The 21,353-nt window shown below is 53.0% G+C and carries 17 protein-coding genes; 10 read left to right on the top strand and 7 right to left on the bottom strand.

All coding sequences use genetic code 11. From position 1 onward, the window contains the following. Positions 1-23: 23 nt before the first annotated feature. From lolA to serS, 3 genes are all read left to right on the top strand, one after another. Entirely contained in the window at positions 24-641 is a 618-nt protein-coding gene (gene lolA / locus NH461_RS10945; protein ID WP_261600384.1) for an outer membrane lipoprotein chaperone LolA, read from the top strand. 80 nt (positions 642-721) lie between these two features. Then, positions 722-2,065 (top strand): replication-associated recombination protein A, encoded by a 1,344-nt coding sequence (locus tag NH461_RS10940; protein WP_261600383.1) that lies wholly within the window; start codon positions 722-724, stop codon positions 2,063-2,065. 125 nt (positions 2,066-2,190) lie between these two features. Then, on the top strand, positions 2,191-3,483 hold the full coding sequence (serS, locus tag NH461_RS10935; RefSeq protein ID WP_261600382.1) for a serine--tRNA ligase: 1,293 nt from the start codon (positions 2,191-2,193) through the stop codon (positions 3,481-3,483). Positions 3,484-3,571: 88 nt separating this feature from the next. Here the strand turns inward: serS and NH461_RS10930 are convergent, their stop codons facing one another. From NH461_RS10930 to metG, 3 genes are all read right to left on the bottom strand, one after another. Next, positions 3,572-4,465, bottom strand: coding sequence for a hypothetical protein (locus NH461_RS10930; protein WP_261600381.1), 894 nt, complete (start codon positions 4,463-4,465; stop codon positions 3,572-3,574). A gap of 270 nt (positions 4,466-4,735) precedes the next feature. Beyond that, on the bottom strand, positions 4,736-6,058 hold the full coding sequence (locus tag NH461_RS10925; RefSeq protein ID WP_261600380.1) for a dicarboxylate/amino acid:cation symporter: 1,323 nt from the start codon (positions 6,056-6,058) through the stop codon (positions 4,736-4,738). A 484-nt stretch (positions 6,059-6,542) separates the two neighbouring features. Then, positions 6,543-8,588, bottom strand: a complete 2,046-nt coding sequence (gene metG / locus NH461_RS10920) for a methionine--tRNA ligase (RefSeq protein WP_261600379.1) — start codon at positions 8,586-8,588, stop codon at positions 6,543-6,545. Positions 8,589-8,756: 168 nt separating this feature from the next. Between metG and apbC the strand changes: the two genes are divergently transcribed. The 4 genes from apbC to NH461_RS10900 all read left to right on the top strand — a co-directional run bounded on the left by apbC (position 8,757) and on the right by NH461_RS10900 (position 14,450). Continuing rightward, positions 8,757-9,848, top strand: a complete 1,092-nt coding sequence (gene apbC, locus NH461_RS10915; protein ID WP_261600378.1) for an iron-sulfur cluster carrier protein ApbC — start codon at positions 8,757-8,759, stop codon at positions 9,846-9,848. A 203-nt stretch (positions 9,849-10,051) separates the two neighbouring features. Beyond that, complete coding sequence (udk, locus tag NH461_RS10910; RefSeq protein ID WP_261600377.1) at positions 10,052-10,696, top strand: uridine kinase; 645 nt, start codon at positions 10,052-10,054, stop codon at positions 10,694-10,696. A 269-nt stretch (positions 10,697-10,965) separates the two neighbouring features. Next, entirely contained in the window at positions 10,966-13,128 is a 2,163-nt protein-coding gene (locus tag NH461_RS10905; protein WP_261600376.1) for an AsmA family protein, read from the top strand. 542 nt (positions 13,129-13,670) lie between these two features. After that, positions 13,671-14,450, top strand: coding sequence for an alpha/beta fold hydrolase (locus NH461_RS10900; RefSeq protein ID WP_261600375.1), 780 nt, complete (start codon positions 13,671-13,673; stop codon positions 14,448-14,450). 138 nt (positions 14,451-14,588) lie between these two features. Here NH461_RS10900 and NH461_RS10895 read toward each other — a convergent pair whose 3' ends face one another. Further along, complete coding sequence (locus tag NH461_RS10895; protein WP_261600374.1) at positions 14,589-15,797, bottom strand: IS256 family transposase; 1,209 nt, start codon at positions 15,795-15,797, stop codon at positions 14,589-14,591. A 395-nt stretch (positions 15,798-16,192) separates the two neighbouring features. Here NH461_RS10895 and NH461_RS10890 point away from each other — a divergent pair, with 395 nt between their 5' ends. Continuing rightward, complete coding sequence (locus NH461_RS10890) at positions 16,193-16,534, top strand: hypothetical protein (protein ID WP_261600373.1); 342 nt, start codon at positions 16,193-16,195, stop codon at positions 16,532-16,534. A gap of 135 nt (positions 16,535-16,669) precedes the next feature. Here NH461_RS10890 and NH461_RS10885 read toward each other — a convergent pair whose 3' ends face one another. Continuing rightward, positions 16,670-17,125 carry an HPP family protein gene (locus NH461_RS10885; protein WP_261600372.1) on the bottom strand — a complete coding sequence of 152 codons (456 nt, stop codon included), beginning with the start codon at positions 17,123-17,125 and terminating at the stop codon, positions 16,670-16,672. A gap of 217 nt (positions 17,126-17,342) precedes the next feature. Between NH461_RS10885 and NH461_RS10880 the strand changes: the two genes are divergently transcribed. Further along, on the top strand, positions 17,343-18,392 hold the full coding sequence (locus NH461_RS10880; RefSeq protein WP_261600371.1) for a metal-dependent hydrolase: 1,050 nt from the start codon (positions 17,343-17,345) through the stop codon (positions 18,390-18,392). A 281-nt stretch (positions 18,393-18,673) separates the two neighbouring features. Then, complete coding sequence (locus NH461_RS10875) at positions 18,674-19,996, top strand: anaerobic C4-dicarboxylate transporter (protein ID WP_261600370.1); 1,323 nt, start codon at positions 18,674-18,676, stop codon at positions 19,994-19,996. Between the two features lie 200 nt (positions 19,997-20,196). On the opposite strand, the gene NH461_RS10870 is transcribed toward NH461_RS10875, so the two are convergent. Both NH461_RS10870 and cobO read right to left on the bottom strand, forming a co-directional pair. Next, positions 20,197-20,631, bottom strand: a complete 435-nt coding sequence (locus tag NH461_RS10870; protein ID WP_261600369.1) for a phosphate-starvation-inducible protein PsiE — start codon at positions 20,629-20,631, stop codon at positions 20,197-20,199. Between the two features lie 115 nt (positions 20,632-20,746). Then, on the bottom strand, positions 20,747-21,352 hold the full coding sequence (cobO, locus tag NH461_RS10865; RefSeq protein WP_261600368.1) for a cob(I)yrinic acid a,c-diamide adenosyltransferase: 606 nt from the start codon (positions 21,350-21,352) through the stop codon (positions 20,747-20,749). Position 21,353 lies beyond the last annotated feature (1 nt).

The following is a 21,353-nucleotide window of genomic DNA, read 5'->3' as shown; positions in this document are numbered from 1 at the left end:
CGAAAACACTTAGGTGAATAAGAATGATTAAAAAATTTGTGATGCGTTTGCTGGTTGCAGCGCCATTTTTACTTGCAACGACGGCCTGGGCCAACCCGCAGCAGGAGTTGAGTACGCGCTTGGGCAAGGTCAACGCATTCAGTGCGGATTTTCAGCAGAAAGTGGTGAGTCCGGAAGGCGATTTGCTGGTGGAAGGGGAAGGGGATGTGGCAATCACCCGTCCGAACCTGTTTCGCTGGAATACTGAGCTGCCGGATGAGAACCTCCTGATTTCCGACGGCAAAACACTGTGGTACTACAGCCCGTTTATCGAGCAGGTCACAGCCATGTGGTTGAACGATGCTACCGAGCAAACGCCGTTTGTGCTGCTGACCCGTAACAGTGCTGCGGACTGGGCCAAATATCATGTGGTTCAGACTGCGGATACGTTTACCCTGACGCCGAAAGATCCGACGTCGTCGATGGGGAAATTTGTCGTGACTGTGGCGAAAAATGGTCAGGTCCGGAGTTTTTCTGTGGTGGAGCAGGACGGTCAACGCAGCAACTTCACGTTCAGCCGCTTCAGTACGCGTCAGCCGTCGCGGGATCTGTTCACCTTTACCCCACCGACAGGGGTGGAGCTGGATGATCAACGAAACTAAGCTCAACCAAGAGACAGACATTGTTTGACTATTTAGGTGGCATTTCGATGCCGCCTAATTTCGTTTAAGGAGTGGCGATTTTGAATAATTTCAGCCTGGATTTTTCCTCAGATTTTCGCCCGTTGGCGGCCCGGATGCGGCCCAGAACGGTCGAGGAGTACATCGGCCAGCGCCACATCCTGGGAGAAGGGAAGCCGCTCAGGCGCGCGCTGGAAGCCGGTCATTTGCATTCGATGATCCTCTGGGGCCCGCCGGGAACCGGGAAGACAACGCTGGCGGAAGTGGCGGCGCACTATGCCAACGCCGAAGTGGAGCGGGTCTCTGCCGTCACCTCCGGGGTGAAAGAGATCCGGGCAGCGATTGAGAAAGCCCGTGAAAACAAAATGGCCGGGCGGCGGACCATCCTGTTCGTGGATGAGGTCCATCGCTTTAACAAAAGTCAGCAGGATGCCTTTCTGCCGCACATCGAAGACGGTACGGTGACCTTTATCGGGGCAACCACGGAAAATCCGTCGTTCGAGCTCAATAACGCCTTGTTATCCCGGGCCCGGGTGTACAAGCTGAAATCTCTGGAGCAGGACGAAGTGCTGGCCGTGATCGAGCAGGCGCTGGCGGATACCGAACGTGGTGTCGGCGACACCGAGAAGCTGGTGTTTGTGGATGATGTGAAGGTGCAGCTGGCGACTCTGGTCAACGGGGATGCGCGGATGTCCCTGAACTATCTTGAGCAGCTGATCGACATGGCGGATGAAGACAGTGCCGGGATGAAGCACATCAGCCTGGCGTTGTTGGCGGAAGTGTCCGGAGAAAAGATCGCCCGGTTCGATAACAAGGGCGATCTTTGGTACGACATGATCTCAGCCGTCCATAAGTCGATCCGTGGCTCCAGTCCGGACGGTGCCTTGTACTGGTTCGCCCGCATGCTCCAGGCGGGGTGTGATCCGCTGTATGTCGCCCGGCGTCTGCTGGCGATTGCTTCGGAAGATATCGGCAATGCCGATCCCCGGGCGATGCAGGTGGCGATTTCAGCCTGGGACTGCTTTACCCGGGTCGGGGCCTACGAAGGGGAGCGGGCCATTGCCCAGGCGATTGTGTATCTGGCCAGCGCGCCGAAAAGCAACGCCGTGTATACCGCCTTTAAGCAGGCCAAGGCGGATGCGCAGAACCATCCGGACTATGAGGTCCCGGTGCATTTGCGCAATGCCCCAACCAAGTTGATGAAAGAGATGGGCTATGGCGAGGAGTATCGTTACGCCCATGATGAGACTGGGGCCTATGCGGCCGGCGAGTGTTATTTCCCGCCGGAGCTGGCCGGAACACGCTATTATCACCCGACAAATCGGGGGCTGGAGACTAAAATCGCTGAAAAGCTGGCGTATCTTGCTTCTTTAGATGCAAAAAGCGCTTTAAAGCGCTATCAATAATAAGGCTTTTTGGGTATTGTTTAAGGTCTGCGTTAGTTCCTTTAACGCATTCTGAATTAATATGATTTAGCCACCAGGTTGGCTGAATAACGTGCACTTTAGAACATTATGAGCACAGGATTAGCATGCTAGATTCTAAATTACTTCGAACTGAGCTGGACGCAACAGCCGAAAAATTAGCGCGCCGTGGTTTTACCCTCGATGTTGAAAAACTACGTACCCTAGAAGAACAACGTAAGTCCCTTCAGGTGACAACTGAAGAGCTTCAGGCACAGCGTAACTCCCGATCGAAGTCCATTGGTCAGGCCAAAGCGAAAGGCGATCATGAAGCTGCTGAGAAAATCCTGGCTGAAGTAGCCACGCTGGGCAACGACCTGGATGACGCCAAGAAAGCACTGGCCGACTTGCAGGAAGAAATCAAAGCCATTGCGCTGTCTGTACCGAACGTACCGGATGAGTCGGTACCGACCGGGAAAGACGAAGCCGAAAACGTTGAGATTTCACGCTGGGGTGAGCCGAAGGCTTATGACTTTGAGGTGAAAGATCACGTCGATCTGGGTGAAATGGGTGACGGTCTGGATTTTGCCAGCGCAGTGAAACTGTCCGGCTCACGCTTTATCGTGATGAAAGGCCAGTTTGCGCGTCTGCATCGTGCGATTGCTCAGTTTATGCTGGATCTGCACACCGAAGAGCACGGCTATACCGAAATGTATGTGCCGTATCTGGTCAACCAGGACAGCCTGTACGGTACCGGTCAGCTGCCGAAATTCGGCGAAGATCTGTTCCACACCAAGCCGGCAACGGAAGAAGGCGTGGGCATGTCGCTGATCCCGACAGCAGAAGTACCGCTGACCAACATGGTACGCGATGAGATTGTTGAAGAAGCCGACCTGCCGATCAAGATGACCGCTCACACGCCGTGCTTCCGCTCTGAAGCCGGCTCTTACGGTCGTGATACTCGCGGGCTGATCCGCATGCACCAGTTCGATAAAGTTGAGCTGGTTCAGATCACTCGCCCGGAAGACTCCATGGCAGCCCTGGAAGAGCTGACCGGTCACGCGGAGAAAGTGCTGCAGCTGCTGGAACTGCCTTACCGTAAAGTGATTCTGTGTACGGGTGATATGGGCTTCGGCGCGGCGAAAACTTACGATCTGGAAGTTTGGGTACCGGCGCAAGAGACGTATCGTGAGATCTCTTCTTGCTCGAACGTGGGTGACTTCCAGGCACGCCGCATGCAGGCACGTTTCCGTCGTAAAGGCGAGAAGAAGCCTGAGCTGGTGCATACCCTGAACGGTTCTGGTCTGGCGGTTGGCCGTACCATGGTCGCGATTCTGGAAAACTACCAGCAGGCCGATGGTCGCATCGAGATCCCGCACGTGCTGCGTAAGTACATGAATGGTGTCACGCACATCGGTTAATGACCGATTGGTTGCACCTGACGATAAAACCCGGCATCTGCCGGGTTTTGTCGTTTGGGCTGGGTGATTACGTTGCTCATGAAACGGGTTAACTGGCGGAGTTATGGTTCTGGTAATGCTGCCCGGTCAGCGCCGTATGCGGCATCTGGATGATATTGAGCGCCTCGGTCGGTAGCTCCGGCAGCCGGATCGACAGCGCGTCACCGATATCGGCTAAGACCAGATCGAACAGGCTGAACAGTGTATCCGAGAGCTGGAGCGATAGCTGATACAATTCGGCTTTGACGACCGCCGGCGGTTGGCTTTGCATGTTTATCTGCTCAAACTGTTCAAATAAAGTATCCAGCACGACAGTCGGAACCTGTTGGCTGCTCATCAATGCCATTTGCCCCAGACGTCGGTGCAGGATCTGAATGTGGAGCCGCATCTCGCGCTGCACCTTGGTTGAGCCCGGCGAAAAACTGTGGATGGCATGGCGAAACCGGCTCAGGCTGTCGATTGCGTTGAGGGTGACGGGCCAGGCTGATTGGTATTGCTGGAATAGCTTCTCTTCATCGGCCGCCAGCAGGCTTTGGGTAATGGTATCATCGATCAGGTAGAGCACATGGCGGATGGTTTTGCCGTGGGTGCTCTGGTTTCGTTTGAGCGAATAATTCGGCCAGCTGTCGAGCAGGTGGCCGGTTCGCTTGCGTAAAATACGATACATCGGCTTTTGTGCCGGCTCAGCCTGATTGTTGAGGGCCTTGAGCAGGCTCTGGATAGCCAGCGCTTCATTTAACGGGGCCGATGTCGGTTGGCGACTTTCCCCGTTGCTCAGCACTTGATGGGTTTTGCGGCGATGAAAGCGCAGCAGGTGGATCAGCTGGCGCAGGCCAATGACCTGGTTAAACCGGCTTTCCAGCAGTGCCTGGGTTTGCCGTGAACGGTAGCTGTAGTAGCCCAGCCCGAGCAACAGGGCGATAAATATCGTGATGATGAGCATGATGTCCTCCGGCAGGTCTTGCTGTTTCCTGTGAAGAAAATTGCAAGAACTGTACCCGGAAAACCTTGAATGACAATTGTATCAACTCTTTTATAAATCAATTAGTTATTGGGTTATTAGCGACAGATTTGACTCACTATGCTCCCGATTGGTGCGTTAGTGCATAAATTGAGGGCAAAGCAACCGCCAAGATCCCCGGCGAACCGGGGAATGATGATTGAAGTGCGTTGCTCGAGCTGAGGTGCGTTGCTCGAGCTGAGGTGCCTGCGGTTAATCGATGTGACTGGCTTTCGGATGCGGGTTCAGATGAACCTGCTCGACTTTGGCACCAGCCTGCGGATCATTGAAACAGGCAATATCCATGGCGTTCTCTGATTTTGCGACAATGCAGGTGACGCAGCTGTCACCGGTGATATTCACCGCCGTGCGGATCATATCCAGCAGCCGATCCACGCCCATGATAATGGCAATCCCTTCTACCGGCAGGCCCACCTGATTCAGGACCATCGCCAGCATGATCAGGCCCACACCCGGCACACCCGCGGTGCCGATAGACGCCAGGGTCGCGGTGACAATCACAGCCATGTAATCACCCATCGTCAGGTCGATATTAAATGCTTGGGCAATAAAGGCGGTGGCGACCCCCTGCATGATGGCAGTTCCGTCCATATTGATGGTGGCACCGAGCGGGATGGTGAACGAGGCAATCCGGTTACTCACACCCAGGCGCTTGGTGGCGGTTTCCATCGTGATTGGAATGGTGGCGTTGGAAGAGGCGGTCGAGAAGGCAAACATCACGGCATCTTCCATTTTCTTGAGGAAGATTTTCGGGCTCAACCCGGAGAAGACTTTCAGCATCAGGCTATACACCACCAGACCATGGATCAGCAGGGTCGCTGACAGTACCAGGAAATAACCGAGCAGATTGAAGATGGCATCCAGACCGATGTTGGTAAACAGCTTCGCCATCAGGAAGAAGACCCCGAACGGCGCAATGTGCATCAGCAAAGCGACCAGCTTCATGATCACTTCGTTGAGGTCGGTAAAAATAGCCGCAATGCGTTCGCCCGCCGAGCCTGCCGCACTGATGGCGATCCCAAACAGAATCGCGAACACAATAATTTGCAGGGTATTGCCCTGCGCCATTGAGTTAATCGGATTGGTTGGGAACATCCCGATAATGACTTCGCCCAGCGACGGGGCTTCACTGGCGCTGAAACTGGTGGCGGCAGACAGATCGGCACCGGCACCGGGCTGGAACAGGCTGCCCATGGTCAGGGCCAGCGTGATGGCCACCGCGGTGGTGGTAAGATAGAACAAAATGGTCTTCCCGCCCAGCCGTCCCAGCGTACTGATATCACTCAGGCTGCTGGTCCCGCAAACCAGGGAGATGAACACCAGGGGCACAACCAGCATTTTCAGGCTGGCAATGAAGATAGCGCCACCGACATCGAACAGGCCGTTGACCAGATATTCGTGAACCCAGGAGGCTTCAGAAAAAAGGGAGCGAATGATGAATCCGGTGAAGATCCCGAGCACCATCCCGAGGATCACCCGGCCGGTCAGGGATAGTTTTCTACTTTGCGTAAGCATGAAATACATACTCCTTCTCATACTTCACTCTGTCCGTTTTGGAGCAGGGCGAGGCGCAAATGATCAGTCGCAATGCCGTATTTCGGCGAGATGAAATGCTGCCCACTGTATTGACAGATGTTAGTCAGCAGACGGTCGCCTCGGGAATTTGTCGCGAAGGGATCAGGGGTTCCACAGCGCGTTCAGCGGTTCATCGGGATTCATCCGGCGAACTTGTTGATCTTCCGACCCTGGCTGAAGCGAAAAACGTGATTTCCCGATAACAGCATCAAACTCTGTTTAGATAAAAATAGTTCTTCGGAACAGAAATTGTCGAGCGAGTGCCCGGAAGGATGACTCTTGTTTCGTTTGTGAAACTATTCTGAGTGATGTGAGACATCTTCAGTGAAGGGGGGAAGGGAGGAAGCTGAGTTGAATTGTTGGCAAAAGGCGGCGGGGCAAACAAAAAAGGAGCCGAAGCTCCTTTTTTGTCATCTGACGGTGATTACATCACACGCATGCCAGGTTGGGCGCCTTCGTGCGGCTCCAGAATCCACAGATCTTGACCACCCGGGCCGGCAGCCAGCACCATGCCTTCGGACATGCCGAATTTCATCTTACGTGGTTTCAGGTTAGCCACCATTACGGTGTGCTTACCGATCAGATCTTCCGGGCTGTAAGCAGACTTAATGCCGGCGAAGACCTGGCGGATTTCACCGCCCAGATCCAGCTGAAGCTTCAGCAGCTTGTTCGCTTTCGGCACTGCTTCACAAGCCACGATCTTGGCAATCCGCAGATCAACTTTGGCAAAATCGTCAAACTCGATCTCATCGGCAATTGGCTCTTCTGCCAGTGGGCCGGTTGGCTTGGCTGCTTGCTCGGCAGCGGCTTTTTCCGCTGCGGCGTCATCTTTCGAGGTTTCGATCATTGCTTCAACATGCTTCGGATCGATACGGTTGAACAGCGCCTTGAACTTGGTGATTTCGTGACCGGTCAGTGGTTCGGCAACGCTTTCCCAGCTCAGGGTTTCGTTCAGGAATGCTTCGGTCCGCTCAGCCAGTAGTGGCATGACCGGCTTGAGGTAAGTCATCAGCACGCGGAACAGGTTGATGCCCACCGAGCAGACTTCTTGCAGCTCCTGATCTTTGCCTTCTTGCTTGGCAAGTACCCAAGGAGCCTTCTCATCGACATACTGGTTGGCTTTGTCGGCCAGCGCGGTAATTTCACGGATGGCGCGGCCGAACTCACGGCTCTCGTACAGCTCGGCAATGCGATCGGCCGCCGTAGCGAATTCATCGTACAGTGCCGGCTCGGCAAAGGTGTCGGCCAGTTTGCCGTCAAAACGCTTGCTGATGAAGCCGGCGTTACGGGAAGCCAGGTTGACGATCTTGTTCACCACATCGCTGTTGACGCGCTGGGTGAAGTCTTCCAAGTTCAGATCCAGATCATCGATTCGGCTGTTCAGCTTGGCTGCGTAGTAGTAGCGCAGGCATTCCGGATCCAGGTGCTTGAGATACGTCGCCGCCTTGATGAAGGTGCCTTTTGATTTCGACATTTTCGCGCCGTTCACCGTCACGTAGCCGTGGACGAAGACGTTGTTTGGTTTACGCAGACCGGCACCGTCCAGCATCGCTGGCCAGAACAGGCTGTGGAAGTAGACAATGTCTTTGCCGATGAAGTGGTACAACTCGGTTGCGCTGTCTTTGTTCCAGAATTCGTCGAAGTTCAGGTCATCGCGCTTGTCACACAGGTTCTTGAACGAGCCCATGTAGCCGATGGGTGCGTCCAGCCAGACGTAGAAGTATTTGCCGGTCTCGCCCGGGATCTCGAACCCGAAGTAAGGCGCATCGCGGGAAATGTCCCACTGTTGCAGGCCGGAATCAAACCATTCCTGCATCTTGTTCGCGGTTTCATCCTGCAGGGCGCCGGACTTGGTCCACGCTTGCAGCATGGTTTCGAACTGCGGCAGGTCGAAGAAGAAGTGCTCAGAATCCTTCATGACCGGCGTCGCACCGGACACGGCAGATTTCGGATTAATCAGATCGGTCGGGCTGTAGGTTTCACCACAGCTGTCACAGTTGTCGCCGTATTGGTCTTCGGCTTTACATTTCGGACAGGTGCCCTTGACGAAACGATCCGGCAGGAACATTTCTTTTTCTGGATCGAACAGCTGAGAGATGGTGCGGCTGGTGATGTAGCCTTTCTCTTTCAACTGGGTGTAAACAAAAGAAGCCAGCTCGCGGTTCTCTTCGGAGTGCGTACTGTGGTAGTTATCGAAGCTGATATCAAAACCGGCAAAATCGGTTTGGTGCTCTTTGCTGACTTCGGCGATCATTTGCTCAGGCTCCATACCCATCTGCTGGGCCTTAAGCATAATTGGAGTTCCGTGGGCATCGTCCGCACAGATGAAATGGACTTCGTTGCCGCGAAGGCGCTGGTAGCGTACCCAGATATCCGCCTGGATATGCTCAAGCATGTGGCCCAGGTGAATAGAACCGTTTGCATACGGCAGGGCGCAGGTCACCAGAATTTTTCTTGGATTTGCAGCCATAGTTTCTTATTTCGCTCATGATGGGTAAAAAGATATCAAGCCCCAAATAGTACCTGATGGTTCATCTAATGCCTAGCGCCGCAAGGAGAATATCAACCCAATTAGCAGCGTGGCCTACAGATAAATGATAGGATCAAAAGGGAGTCTATCAATGGAGCGCTGTGAAGTATGGTAAATGAACCGAAAACCCGGTTTGAAAGTGTGGCGGATATCTGTCGCTGGCTGAATCAGTTTGAACATCCATGGCTGCATCACGAGTGGGCTGAGGCGGCGAATGTCGTTTCGGTGACCCCGGCCGGAGAGGTGGTGATCACCTTGCCGTTCGCGGCCGCCTCGGTGGCGGAATTACTCGAGCAGTGGATTGTATCCCAGCAGGAGATGAATCATGTCGCCCAGCAGCAAACCTTCACGGTGAACATCCGGGTTGCGCCGTTGGCGAGCGGAGAGAAAGCACCGCTGAAAGGCGTGAAGAATATCATTGTCGTCAGCTCAGCCAAGGGTGGGGTCGGGAAATCCACCACCGCCGTTAACCTGGCGCTAGGGCTGCGGGCGCAAGGGGCTAAGGTCGGCTTGCTGGATGCGGATATCTATGGCCCGTCCGTCCCGATGATGCTGGGAACCGTGGATGAGAAGCCTCAGTCACCGGACGGCAAGATGATGCTGCCGATTGAATCGTGCGGTTTGTATACCAACTCCGTGGGCTACCTGGTGCCGGCAGAGAATGCGATGATCTGGCGTGGACCGATGGCGTCGAAAGCGCTGTCGCAAATCATCAATGAAACCTGGTGGCCGGATCTGGATTATCTGGTGGTGGATATGCCGCCGGGCACCGGGGATATTCAGTTGACCCTGGCGCAGCAAATTCCGGTCACGGGAGCGGTGGTGATCACCACGCCGCAAGACCTGGCTCTGGCCGATGCCATTAAAGGCGTCAGCATGTTTCACAAAGTGCATGTGCCGGTGATCGGGGTGGTTGAGAACATGAGCTATCATATCTGTAGCCATTGTGGTCACCACGAAGCCATTTTCGGCACCGGGGGGGCAGAGCGGATGGCGCAGGAATACGCCGTGCCGTTGCTGGCCCAGTTACCGCTGCATATTCAGATCCGTGAAGATATCGATCGCGGGAAACCGACCGTGGCAGCGTCGCCGGAGTCGGAACATGCTGCGGCCTATATTGAATTGGCCGGGCAAGTGGCCAGCCGGTTGTACTGGCAGGGAGAGCCCGTCGCCGAGCAGATCACAATTCGTACGATGTAAACCTTTTCATGTGAACGATGTAACGGCTTCGTCCCAAAATGAGCCGGATGTCTCATTTTTACTGGCATCTGGCGGGACGAGCCCCTATAATCAGGCGGTTTATTTAGACCTGTTCGCGCTGTTTTCTGCCTTCGTAGATAGCACAGCAGGTTGTTTTAAAAGTATTTCCACCTCGCTACGTTGTCTTACAGGTGCATTCTGATATGTCTGAACACTCACACCAATGCGTCATTATCGGTATCGCAGGCGCATCTGCGTCCGGTAAAAGTCTGATCGCCAGCACAGTTTATAAAGAGCTAAAAGAAAAAGTCGGCGATCACCAGATCGGTGTTATCACGGAAGATTGTTACTATAACGATCAAAGCCACCTGACCATGGAAGAGCGGGTCAAAACAAATTACGACCACCCGAATGCGCTGGATCACGATTTACTGTGTGATCATCTGGAGCAGCTGATTGCGGGCAATGCGGTCGAAGTCCCACGTTACAGCTACAGCGAGCATACGCGCATGGCGGAAACCACCACCATGACACCGAAAAAGGTGATCATTCTGGAAGGGATCCTGCTGCTGACGGATCCGCGTCTGCGTAACATCATGCATGCGAGTGTGTTCATGGATACGCCGCTGGATATCTGTCTGCTGCGCCGTCTGCAACGCGATGTTGCGGAGCGTGACCGCACCATGGAGTCGGTTCTGGCACAATATCAGAAGACGGTTCGCCCAATGTTCATGCAGTTTATTGAGCCGTCCAAGCAATATGCCGACATCATTGTACCGCGCGGGGGTAAAAACCGTATCGCGATCGATGTTCTGAAGGCACACATTGCGAAGTTGCTTCGTGCGTAAGCTGCCATTCAGGCAAACGACTTAGCATTCGCTGAAAAGATTGAACGGGCAGCCCAAATGGCTGCCCGTTTTATTTAGGGCATTCACACGTCCTGTTATGATTTTAAAAAATATTCGCTACCATAGAGAGATAGCTCATATCGGGCTGGCTTATGGCTTATGGCTTATGGCTTATGGCTTATGGCTTATGGCTTATGGCTTATGGCTCAAGATCCATAGATCATAGCTTTGAGCGAATTGCGCGTCAGTGGGGATAACACGAGGACAGAATGAAAAAACTTTTGTATGTCGTTTTCGCGATCATCATCGTGGTTGTGGTGGGGATCGGTGCTTTACTGGCGCTGGTCGACCCTAATCAGTTTAAACCTTTAATTACCGAGCAGGTGAAGAAAGCCACCGGACGGGATCTGGTGATTAGTGGCGATCTCAGCTGGCGTTTCTTCCCCAGTATTGGTCTGGCGTTGGGCAAAACCGAGTTTCGTAACCCGGACGGTTTCGCGGAGCCGAATTTAGTCCAGATCAGCAGTGCGGAACTGTCGGTCTCGGTATTGCCGCTGCTCTCCCGTCATCTGGAAATCGGCAATGTTCGGCTGGAAGACAGCCGGGTCTTCATCCAGACGCGGCTGGACGGTATCAGTAACCTGGATGGCTTGGGTCAGGCTGCGCAGGAAGCGGCTGAGACCCCGGCAGCAGAGCCGCAGGTCACGGAAGCGCCGGTTGCCTCGGAAGAAGCCGTCCAGCCATGGAGCATCAGCCTGGAAGGGGTGGAGTTGGTCAATGCCAGCGCCGTGATCCGCGATGATCAGGCCGGAACCGAAACCTCAGTCAGCGCGCTGAACTTTGCCCTCAGCCGCTTCGCCCCGGGCGAATGGGCAAAGGCGAACTTTGATGTGGCCGGCAAGAACGGGGAGTTGGCGTTCACTGCTCAGGGTGAAACCGAACTCTTGATCGTGCCGACGCTGGATAATGCCGAGCTGAAAAATGTCCAGTTCGCAGCAACAGCAAAAGATGCCGCGATGAACATTGAATCGGCGTCGCTGACTATGGATCAGTTCAAGGCGGGTGATTGGTCAACCCTGACCTTTGCAGCCAAAGGCGCGGTGCCGGATCTGGCATTTGATGCCGAAGGCCAGACCCGACTCAAGCTCAACCAGGCGATGAATGATGTCATGCTGGAAGGGCTGGTGTTATCGTCTAAGTTGCAAGGCGCGACGTTGCCGCGTCCGGAAATGGCTGTAAAGCTCAATGCCGATCTGCAATATGATGTGCAGCAGGGCCTGGCGACGCTGAGCCGCTTCGAAACCTCAGTTGATGAGTTGGCTCTGACCGGTAATGGTTCATTCAAGAATGCAGCGATTCCGCAGATTCGGTTTGCACTGAGCAGCGACAACATTGACCTGGATGCATTCCTCGGCCTGGATCAAGCCAAAGCCGAAGCGCAAACGGCGGCAACGAACGGAGCGTCATCAGAAACGCCATCTGACGCACCAGCAAGCGACACGGCGAAAGCTGAGGCCGCAAAAAACCAGGAACCGGACTTGTCCGCGCTGAAAACCCTGGATGTCGCTGGTACCGTGAGCCTGGGCAAGTTGAAAGCCGCCAATGCCAAGCTGGCCAACGTGTTGATGGATGTCAAAATCGACAAAGGCGTACTGACGTTAAAGCAGCTCGATGCTGATCTGTATGATGGTCATATCCGTGCTGAAGCGACCATCGATGCCAATGGCAAGCTGCCGCGTTACTTCGTCACCAAGACGATCACCGGCGTTCAGGTTCAGCCGTTGTTGGTGGATCTGGTCGACAATGATGTGCTGGCGGGTAAAGGGGATATTCTGATCAAGCTGGGGGGAACCGGGCTGGCCGAAAACCGCATTCGTCAGAACGTGGCCGGGACCGTCGATATCAGCTTTGCTGACGGGGCCATCAATGGCATCAACATTCCGGCGATGATCCGCAAAGCCAAAGCGACCCTCAAAGGCAAGCGGGATGAGCTTGAGGATGAAGCCAAGAAAACCGACTTCTCGGCAATGACGGCAACCATCCAGCTGGGCAAAGGCATTGCGTCAACCAACAACCTGGATATTGATTCGCCGCTGCTGCGAGTCGACGGTGCGGGTGAAACCAGTCTGGTGAAAGAAACCATTGATTTCGGACTGGATACTTCGCTGGTGGCGACCAGTAAAGGCCAGGGCGGCAAGCAAGTCGATGAAGTGGCTGATATCACCGTGCCGATTGATATCAAAGGCAACTGGACCGAGCCCAAAGTGTCGCTGGATATGAAGCGCTTACTCGCGCGCAACAACGAGCTGGAGCAGAAAGCCAAGAAAGAACTCGACCGCGGACTGGAGAAAATCCTCGGCGAGAAAGCCAAAGATGAGGAGGTCCAGAAAGTGAAGGATAAGCTGCTGGAAGGCTTGGGCTTGTTTAACTAAATGCTCTACTGAACCACTTGGATGCAATCTGTCAGTTTCTTGCCCTTGATTTGAGCTGGCAGGTTGCGCTTATTGGTTTTGCCCCTTCCTGATTAGAGTCAACGCTGATTCTATGTCTGTTCCCTCTGATTTTGTCTTACTTTTTCTTTTTTCAGTTGTGCGAAGTTCCCCCAGTCATTCACGTGCAATTTCTCTAGCCTGATAAGTACTGTGCTTATATACAGTTATAAGTAAAAACTCCCGAAATTTTCCGATATCACGCGTATTAACGAGACAAAAACCACGCTCTTTGCTGGTGGCCTAATACCTTATACTACTGAAAATAAGAGTATTATTTTATATTGGTGAGTGCATATGAGGTCTCGTTATACAAGCATGCTCGCTGTTACCAATCGTACAGCTACTATTAGATACCATGGTATAGCTTAAGTGTCTGATATTGCTTGATACTTATACGACGGTGGTTAAAATGGCATCAGGATGGAGTGCGTGTTGTCGAGCATGCAGCCTAATACACTGTTAGCCCTTAAAGGGGAATTATAATGAAAACTACACGAGAAGGTAGCGGAGATTACCTTGTTTTGGTGCATGGGGCGCTTGCTGATAACTCAATGTGGAACGACCATTTAGAGTATCTATCGTCTTATTTTGAAGTAGTATCAATTACTCTACGTTGTTTTGATGAAACTGATGTAGGGGGCTTTGGTTTAAATACTCACGCTGTAGACTTAGCAAATTTAGTTAATGAACTCTCCAGAGATAAATCAGTAAATATAGTAGGCTGGTCTTATGGAGCGGATGTGGTGCTGAATGCACTGGCAAAGCAAGACTTGCCCGTATCGAGAGCTTTTCTTTATGAGCCAGGTTATCCCGGTTGCTTGCAGGAGCCTCACTTGAGTGCTTGGCAGCTTGATGCTGACAAGATGTTCGGCCCAGTCTTTGAGCATTTTTCTAATGGTAATCTTGAGAAGGCCGTAGAGTTATTGATTGATGGTTCTGGAAACAAGCAAGGATACTTTCAAAATCAAAGTAAGAAAGCAAAAGAACTGCAACTTGCTAAAAGTTATACTTTGGTTCATCAGCTTAATCAGCAAGAGAAGTCTTCGATAGATACAGACTCAATATCAGGAGTCAGTACTCCAATTATCCTTGGTTATGGCGAAAAAACCCGTGATATTTTTAAGCTGGTTACAGTTAAAACTTCAGAGCTATTAAACAATGCGGAACTAAAAGAAATCCGTGGTGAAAGCCACATGTTGCCACAAGAGAAACCTAGAGAGTTTTCTAAGTATATTAAGAGCATATTTTCACCACAGGGCTAACAAATAAGGATACGTGTCGCGTAGCCGACACTTCTATCCGGGTGTTGAACAAGCCCGGACGGCCTTATTAAGCAAATTGCTCGTTTGGGATTCGGTGGGGGTTGCGCGAGGGTGTTCATAGTTCTGTGTCAGTGTAAGTCACAGATCCACATATTGATCGACCCTGTCCGGGAAGTGGATGCTCAACTGGGATAGTGTCAGGTTCCAGTTCTGAACCGGATGCGTCCACTTTTCGGAGGCCTTCAACATCCCCGCATAGAGCAGCTTCAGCAAGCTGGTTTCGTTGGCGAATCCGCCCTTGGTTTTAGTCAGCTTGCGGAACTGCCGGTGCACCGCCTCAACCGCATTGGTAGTGTAGATGGCCCGCCGGATCTGCTCGGGATACTTGAAGTATACCGACAGATTGTCCCACTTGCTGCGCCAGGATTTGATGACTAACGGGTACTGCTTGCCCCATTTTGCTTCCAGCTCGTCCAGCGCCTGCTCCGCAGCATTCTGTGTTGCAGCCTTGTAGACACACTTGAGATCGGCCATAAAGGCCTTCTGGTTTTTGCTAGCGACGTACTTCATGGAGTTGCGGATCTGGTGAATGACACAGACCTGCACCTCTGTCTCGGGATAAATGGTTTCGATTGCTTCAGGGAAGCCTTTCAGGCCATCAACTGAGGCGATCAGAATGTCTTTAACGCCGCGGTTCTGCAAGTCGGTCAATACACTGAGCCAGTAATGTGCACCTTCATTTTCAGACAGATACAGTCCCAGAAGCTCCTTCTTGCCCTCAACGGTCAGGCCCAAAATGGTGTATACAGCTTTGGAGATGAAGCGACCGTTCTCCTTGATTTTATAGTGAATTGCATCTAACCAGACGAAGGGATAAAGCGGCTCCAGATCCCTTTCCTGCCATGCTCTGAGTTCAGGCACTAGGCGGTCGGTGATGGCGTTGATCGTGCCATTTGAGATGCGCATGCCGTATAGATCTAAGAGATGCTCTCGGATGTTCTGATAGCTGTTACCCAGAGCGAACAGGGAGAGGATCTTACCTTCCATTTCGTCTGTCAGGCGGGTCTGGTATTTCCTGACCGTCTGCGGCTCGAATGAGCCGTTTCGGTCTCTCGGTGTTTCCAACTCAAACTCACCAGAAGATGTCTTGACGGTCTTTTTAGATGAGCCATTTCTGCGGTTGGTCGAGGTCTCTTTAGTCAGGTGTTCGTCCAGCTCTGCCCCCAGAGCAGCTTCAGTGATCTGCTTGATCAGCGGCGTGAGCAGGCCATCCTTGCCATTGAGATTTTGACCGGATTGGAGTGCCTTAGCAAAGGCCTGGATATCGATTTCGTATTTATCAGCCATGATGTGTCTCTCCCTTTTTCAGTAAGTGTAGGAAAAGACACAAAACTTTGAACACTACCGGTTGCGCCCCCGGCTTTCTCCAGGACGAGCGCAGCCGGGAAGTGACCACAGTGTGTTTCACTTCAATGGGTTGGCGCCTAAATTCGGGTTCCATTGGCACATATTCTGAAAAGCGCCACGGGCTCCCAACCCGACTATCGCCGGTGGGATATTGGCAAACGTCGAGAGGGCTGTTGACTGCGGTATTATTTTGTAGATCAATACCTTGCCTTGATAATCCTCTCCGTGGATACTGACAAAGTGGCCTCCGATGATGATGGTTTCAGACTTACCTAGTGTGGCAAAGCCTGATGAGGGAGAGTCCTTATCATTCGTTTTATACTTTGGAGAAAAATATGGAAGTGGTTGTAACTGAAAGGCATGTCTCTGAATACCCCAATCCGCTGTATTTGAAGCGTGGCGATAAAGTCGCTCTAGGTGTAATGGATGATGAGTTTCCCAATTGGGTTTTTATAACCAGTGATGCGGGTGAGCAGGCTTGGGCCCCAATTCAATATATCGAAAATGTCGAGGGTAGCGCTACGGGTATCATGCTTCAAGATTATGATAATCTGGAGTTCAATACTGTTATAGGTGAAAAACTATCAGTACTTTTTGAGCTCAATTCTTGGTATCGAGTATCGAGATCAACGGACGAAATTGGGTGGGTGCCTGTACACACGGTCAAACGTACATAAACGACTATGGTTGCGCCACAACTACTGAACTGAACGGAGTCCGGTAGCGAACCCGATGGGCGACAAAATCAAGGCTTGCCCGGTGGCAAGCCTTGTTGCGTGTTCGGATTGGTACTGAATTGTGTGCGGTTTGGACTAAGACGCCACCGCTCTTTTCTTTTTATCATATTTCTGGGCATCGAGGCTGTGCTTGAATGCCCGCAACAGATCCACGGCGGACAGCATGCCGACCAAATCGCCGTTTTTGTCCAGCACCGGCAGGGCGCCGACATTGTGCTCAAGCAATATGCCCACGGCTTTGGTCAGCGTTTCGTAAGTATGGACCGAGATGACATCGGTGATCATCACATCGCTCACGTGCAGGTCGTCGGTGAGCTGGTATTCATGGCCGATTTCCGGGGACTCATCAACCCAGCCCGGCCGCCGCAGCTCGCGGTCACTGATAATTCCAATCAGCGCGCCATCGGCTGAAGTGACGGGTAAATGGCGAATGGCTTCATCGCGCATCAGAAAAAAGGCTTCACGTAAACCGGCTTGCGGTTCAATCGTGATGACTTTCCGGGTCATGTACTCAGAAACTTTTTTTGGCATGGACATCTTCCCTTGGTCAGCGTGAATGGATGTTGCCTGATTGAAGGTAACCAATTCAGTTCCGGTGTACTGCGACCGGTTCCATACTTTTGGGTTTCATGCCGACCCGAGCTACACGCTTTTATCCCGCTGACGTCGTAATTTTGGTAAGGTGTGCCCCAGTGAGTCGGTGCTGCACGGACAGACCGGCGACATTGAACAGAATAAGGAGAAAACGTTGGATTCAGTGACTCAGGCCGCGTTAGGCGCTGCGGTAGCAGGATTGGTTGCAGGCAGGCAATGTTCGCCGAAAGTCCTGCTGGCCGGGGCAGCATTAGGCACGCTCCCGGATTTGGATGTAATGATCCGCTACGGGGATCCGGTGTCGGATATGGTAAAGCACCGCGGGTTCAGCCATTCCCTGCTGGTCTTACTGCCGTTTTCACTGTTGCTGGCCGGGTTGTGGTACAAGTTCCGGGCAGGCCGAAGCGGGTGGCAATTCAGTCGTCTTTGGCTGCTGATTGCCGGGTGTTTGATCACCCATCCGTTGCTGGATGCGTTTACTGCTTACGGCACCCAACTGCTTTGGCCGCTGCCGGTCAGCGTTGCCGTGTCCAGTATCTTTATCATCGATCCGCTCTACACCGTGCCATTGGTGCTGATGGTGCTCGCCAGCCTGCTGTGGCGGCGCAACATGGCGAAGTTGTGCGGGATCGGCCTGGCGATTTCCGGCTGTTATCTGCTCTGGTCCGTGATTGCCCTGAATATTGTTGAAAACCGGGTTGAAACCCAGTTGGCGAATACGCCGTTGGCAGAGCGCCCGGTGTTCATTACGCCGACCCCGGTTAACACTGTGCTGTGGCGGGTGATTGTGCTCGATGGCGAGACCTACTGGGAAGGGTTGACCTCGCTGATGGACCGTGATCCGACGATAGATTTTATTGCCAAATCGCGCGGTCAGTGGCCGTGGGATGATAAACCGAAACATTTGCAGGTGCTGGAGCAGTTTACCCACCAGTTTGTGAAGTATGAGCAGGAGGGTGATGCACTGCTGGCGACGGATCTGCGTCTGGGGATTGTCGATTACCTGCCGTTCCGATTTGTGCTGGCCCACCAAACCTCCGATGGTGGCTGGCAAGCCGATCACCCGGTGCAGTTGGAAAGTCCCAATGTGCGGCCGAAACATTTACCGGCATTGTGGCTGCGCTTGCTGGGAAATCAGGATATTAACGCTGATTTGTGCCACGTGAAGGAATGCCCGCTTCCGACCAAAGAAAGTGGCGTTTAGCTGTTTCTTTCCGCAGGCCCACGATCGTGGGCCTTCTTCTGCTGCTAACTGTGTTACATATTATTAGATGAAAAGTAAAATGATGCAGTAAAACTTGTAGCACATATATTTACGCGTCCCGTCATTTGTCAGCACTCGTTCACATTTCCCCGATCGAGTCGTATTTTGCTGCGATTCGTTGACATTCATCAATAGCGACCCCACCGATTTACTGGCAGTCTACCTCCAAAGTTTTAGCGATCCCGTGCTGGGATTGACGCTGTGATAGGGAGATAGCGAGCATGTTGTACCTGGAATTTTTATTCCTGCTTCTCGTGTTGTACGCCGGTAGCCGGTTTGGCGGCATTGGTTTGGGGGTCGTATCCGGCCTGGGTTTGTTAATTGAAGTATTTGTGTTTCGGATGCCGCCGACATCGCCGCCCATTACGGTGATGTTGATTATTCTGGCGGTGGTGACTTGTGCGTCAATCCTGGAGGCCGCCGGTGGCCTGAAATACATGTTGCAGGTCGCTGAGCGAATTCTACGTAGTAATCCGAAGCGAGTGACGTTCCTGGGGCCGCTGGTCACCTATACCATGACGTTTATGCTGGGCACCGGCCATGCGGTGTACTCCATTATGCCGATCATCGGTGATGTCGCGTTGAAAAACGGCATTCGTCCGGAGCGCCCGATGGCCGCTTCGTCTGTTGCTTCTCAATTGGCCATCACGGCCAGCCCGATTTCTGCCGCCGTGGTTTACTACCTGGCCCAGCTGACTGGGATCCAGGATGATATTCACCTGCTGACCATCCTGATGGTCACAGTGCCATCAACGCTGATTGGTACTCTGCTGCTGTCGCTGTACAGTGTGCGCCGCGGCGCTGAGCTGAGCGAGGATCTGGAATATCAGCGCCGACTGAGAGATCCGCTGTGGAAAGATAAAATCAAACACACCACCGCAACGTCTCTGGATGAGAAGCTACCGGCTTCAGCCAAGCATGCCGTGCTGCTGTTTATCCTGGCGCTGGCTTCGATTGTTCTGGTGGCCATGGTGCCGGAAATTCGTACCATTGGTGATGACAAACCGATTAAAATGTCGGTGATTATTCAGATGATGATGCTGGCGTTCGGTGGCCTGATCCTGCTGGTGACGCGCACCAACGTGCAGAAAGTACCGGAAGGGGTGGTCTTTAAATCCGGGATGGTGGCAGCGATCGCGATATTCGGGATTGCCTGGATGAGTGATACTTACTTTCAGTACGCGATGCCGTCGTTTAAGTCCGGGATCACGGAAATGGTGCAGAACTATCCGTGGACCTTCGCGCTGGCTCTGTTCATCGTATCTGTGGTCGTGAACAGTCAGGCGGCAACGGCGCGGATGATGCTGCCGGTTGGCTTGGCGATGGGGCTGAACCCGGCGCTGCTGATTGGCCTGATGCCGGCAACCTACGGTTATTTCTTTATCCCGAACTATCCGTCTGATATCGCGACCTGTAACTTTGATGTGACCGGGACAACCAAGATCGGCAAGTGGTACTTTAACCACAGTTTCATGATGCCGGGCCTGATCGGGGTGGTCTCAGCCTGTACGATTGGCTACACCATTGCGCAGGTGATTGTGTGATGGCTGTGTCCATGAAATAGCAGAGAGCGCGCTGACCTGGCCATTGAGCTGGGGCGCATTCAATGCCGGCATGCCATGCATGCCGGCATTTTTTATGCGTGTTGTCTATGCGTATTGTTTGTGCGTGTAGTTTATACAGGCCGTTCCGGGGAAAGTTTGTACTCGCTTTCTGGCCAGCCTTGGCAACGCGAGTGAACGGCTCAGTCTTCCGGCTGGCGTTTGTTCGGTTCAGTAACTGCTTCGTACGGCCAGTAATGGTGGCCGACACGGATGATCAGGGTCGCTGCGGCAAGAATAAAGGCGGCCAGCGCCAGCCACACCACGTAGATCCCATCGAGATCTTTCATCCCCAGGGTGATATAGCGGGCAATGGCCATAATGGCGATATAGATTGGGTAGCGCACCGGAATTTTGCCGTTGGCGACAAACTGCTGCACCATGGCCAGCACTTCCAGATAGATAAACATCAACAGAATATCGGTCAGCAAAATCTGCTTGTTGGTATATACGTGGATGAATTCGTTGATAATGGCGGCCAGGGTCGCCAGCGTGATGGCAACCAGCAGGACAGCTTCCAGGATATGGAAGAGCTTGAGAAACGGACGCGTGAATGTTTTGGGCAAATGTGAAGGCATGAAGGGTCCTAATACAGAAGACTTTTTGCCGACATTATAGGTCGGGTTCGCCGGGTTGCACAGCGCTTCTGAATCAGGTTGCGTTGTGCCCGAGCGGGTCGGGCACAGGCGGAGATTACCAGTCGACGCCTTTGCGGGCCTTGATCCCGCTTTCAAAGGCGTGCTTAATGCTGCGTACCTCAGACACCGTATCTGCCATATCGATCAGCGTACGGTGTGCACCGCGACCGGTGACCACGACAGATTGCATCGGCGGGCGGTTGGCGATTGCATTGGCCACTTCGTCCAGCTCGACATAGCCGTAGGTCACCATATAGGTCAGTTCATCGAGCAACACCACGTCGTACTGCGGATCGGCCAGCATTTGTTTGCAGGCAGCCCAGGTTTGCTGCGCCGCAGCGGTGTCCGCTTCTTTGTTCTGGGTTTCCCAGGTAAACCCGGTTGCCATCACAGCAAAATCAACGCCGTTCTTCTCCAGCAAGTTGCGCTCGCCACAGTCCCAGGTGCCTTTGATGAACTGGCCGACACCACATTTCTGGCCGTGTCCGACCGCCCGGGCAATGGTGCCGAAGCCTGAGGTTGATTTCCCTTTACCATTGCCTGTGATGATCAGAAACAGGCCTTTTTCTTCCTGGGCGGCATCGACGCGGGCATCGACTTCCGCTTTAATTTTTCGCTGACGCGCTTTATAGCGTTCGTCCTTCTGGGATTGATCAACCATG

The sequence above is a fragment of the Photobacterium sp. TY1-4 genome (assembly GCF_025398175.1).
In the GTDB taxonomy this organism is placed as follows: domain Bacteria; phylum Pseudomonadota; class Gammaproteobacteria; order Enterobacterales; family Vibrionaceae; genus Photobacterium.
The sequence above is the reverse complement of the archived record's forward strand: the minus strand, read 5'-3'. Positions and strand labels throughout refer to the sequence as shown.

Excerpts from the sequence above, each read along its gene's own strand:
- lolA (WP_261600384.1), top strand. The coding sequence starts at position 24 with ATGATTAAAAAATTTGTGATGCGTTTGCTGGTTGCAGCGCCATTTTTA.
- serS (WP_261600382.1), top strand. The coding sequence starts at position 2,191 with ATGCTAGATTCTAAATTACTTCGAACTGAGCTGGACGCAACAGCCGAA.
- NH461_RS10930 (WP_261600381.1), bottom strand. The coding sequence starts at position 4,465 with ATGCTCATCATCACGATATTTATCGCCCTGTTGCTCGGGCTGGGCTAC.
- NH461_RS10925 (WP_261600380.1), bottom strand. The coding sequence starts at position 6,058 with ATGCTTACGCAAAGTAGAAAACTATCCCTGACCGGCCGGGTGATCCTC.
- metG (WP_261600379.1), bottom strand. The coding sequence starts at position 8,588 with ATGGCTGCAAATCCAAGAAAAATTCTGGTGACCTGCGCCCTGCCGTAT.
- apbC (WP_261600378.1), top strand. The coding sequence starts at position 8,757 with ATGGTAAATGAACCGAAAACCCGGTTTGAAAGTGTGGCGGATATCTGT.
- udk (WP_261600377.1), top strand. The coding sequence starts at position 10,052 with ATGTCTGAACACTCACACCAATGCGTCATTATCGGTATCGCAGGCGCA.
- NH461_RS10905 (WP_261600376.1), top strand. The coding sequence starts at position 10,966 with ATGAAAAAACTTTTGTATGTCGTTTTCGCGATCATCATCGTGGTTGTG.
- NH461_RS10900 (WP_261600375.1), top strand. The coding sequence starts at position 13,671 with ATGAAAACTACACGAGAAGGTAGCGGAGATTACCTTGTTTTGGTGCAT.
- NH461_RS10895 (WP_261600374.1), bottom strand. The coding sequence starts at position 15,797 with ATGGCTGATAAATACGAAATCGATATCCAGGCCTTTGCTAAGGCACTC.
- NH461_RS10890 (WP_261600373.1), top strand. The coding sequence starts at position 16,193 with ATGGAAGTGGTTGTAACTGAAAGGCATGTCTCTGAATACCCCAATCCG.
- NH461_RS10885 (WP_261600372.1), bottom strand. The coding sequence starts at position 17,125 with ATGCCAAAAAAAGTTTCTGAGTACATGACCCGGAAAGTCATCACGATT.
- NH461_RS10875 (WP_261600370.1), top strand. The coding sequence starts at position 18,674 with ATGTTGTACCTGGAATTTTTATTCCTGCTTCTCGTGTTGTACGCCGGT.
- NH461_RS10870 (WP_261600369.1), bottom strand. The coding sequence starts at position 20,631 with ATGCCTTCACATTTGCCCAAAACATTCACGCGTCCGTTTCTCAAGCTC.
- cobO (WP_261600368.1), bottom strand. The coding sequence starts at position 21,352 with ATGGTTGATCAATCCCAGAAGGACGAACGCTATAAAGCGCGTCAGCGA.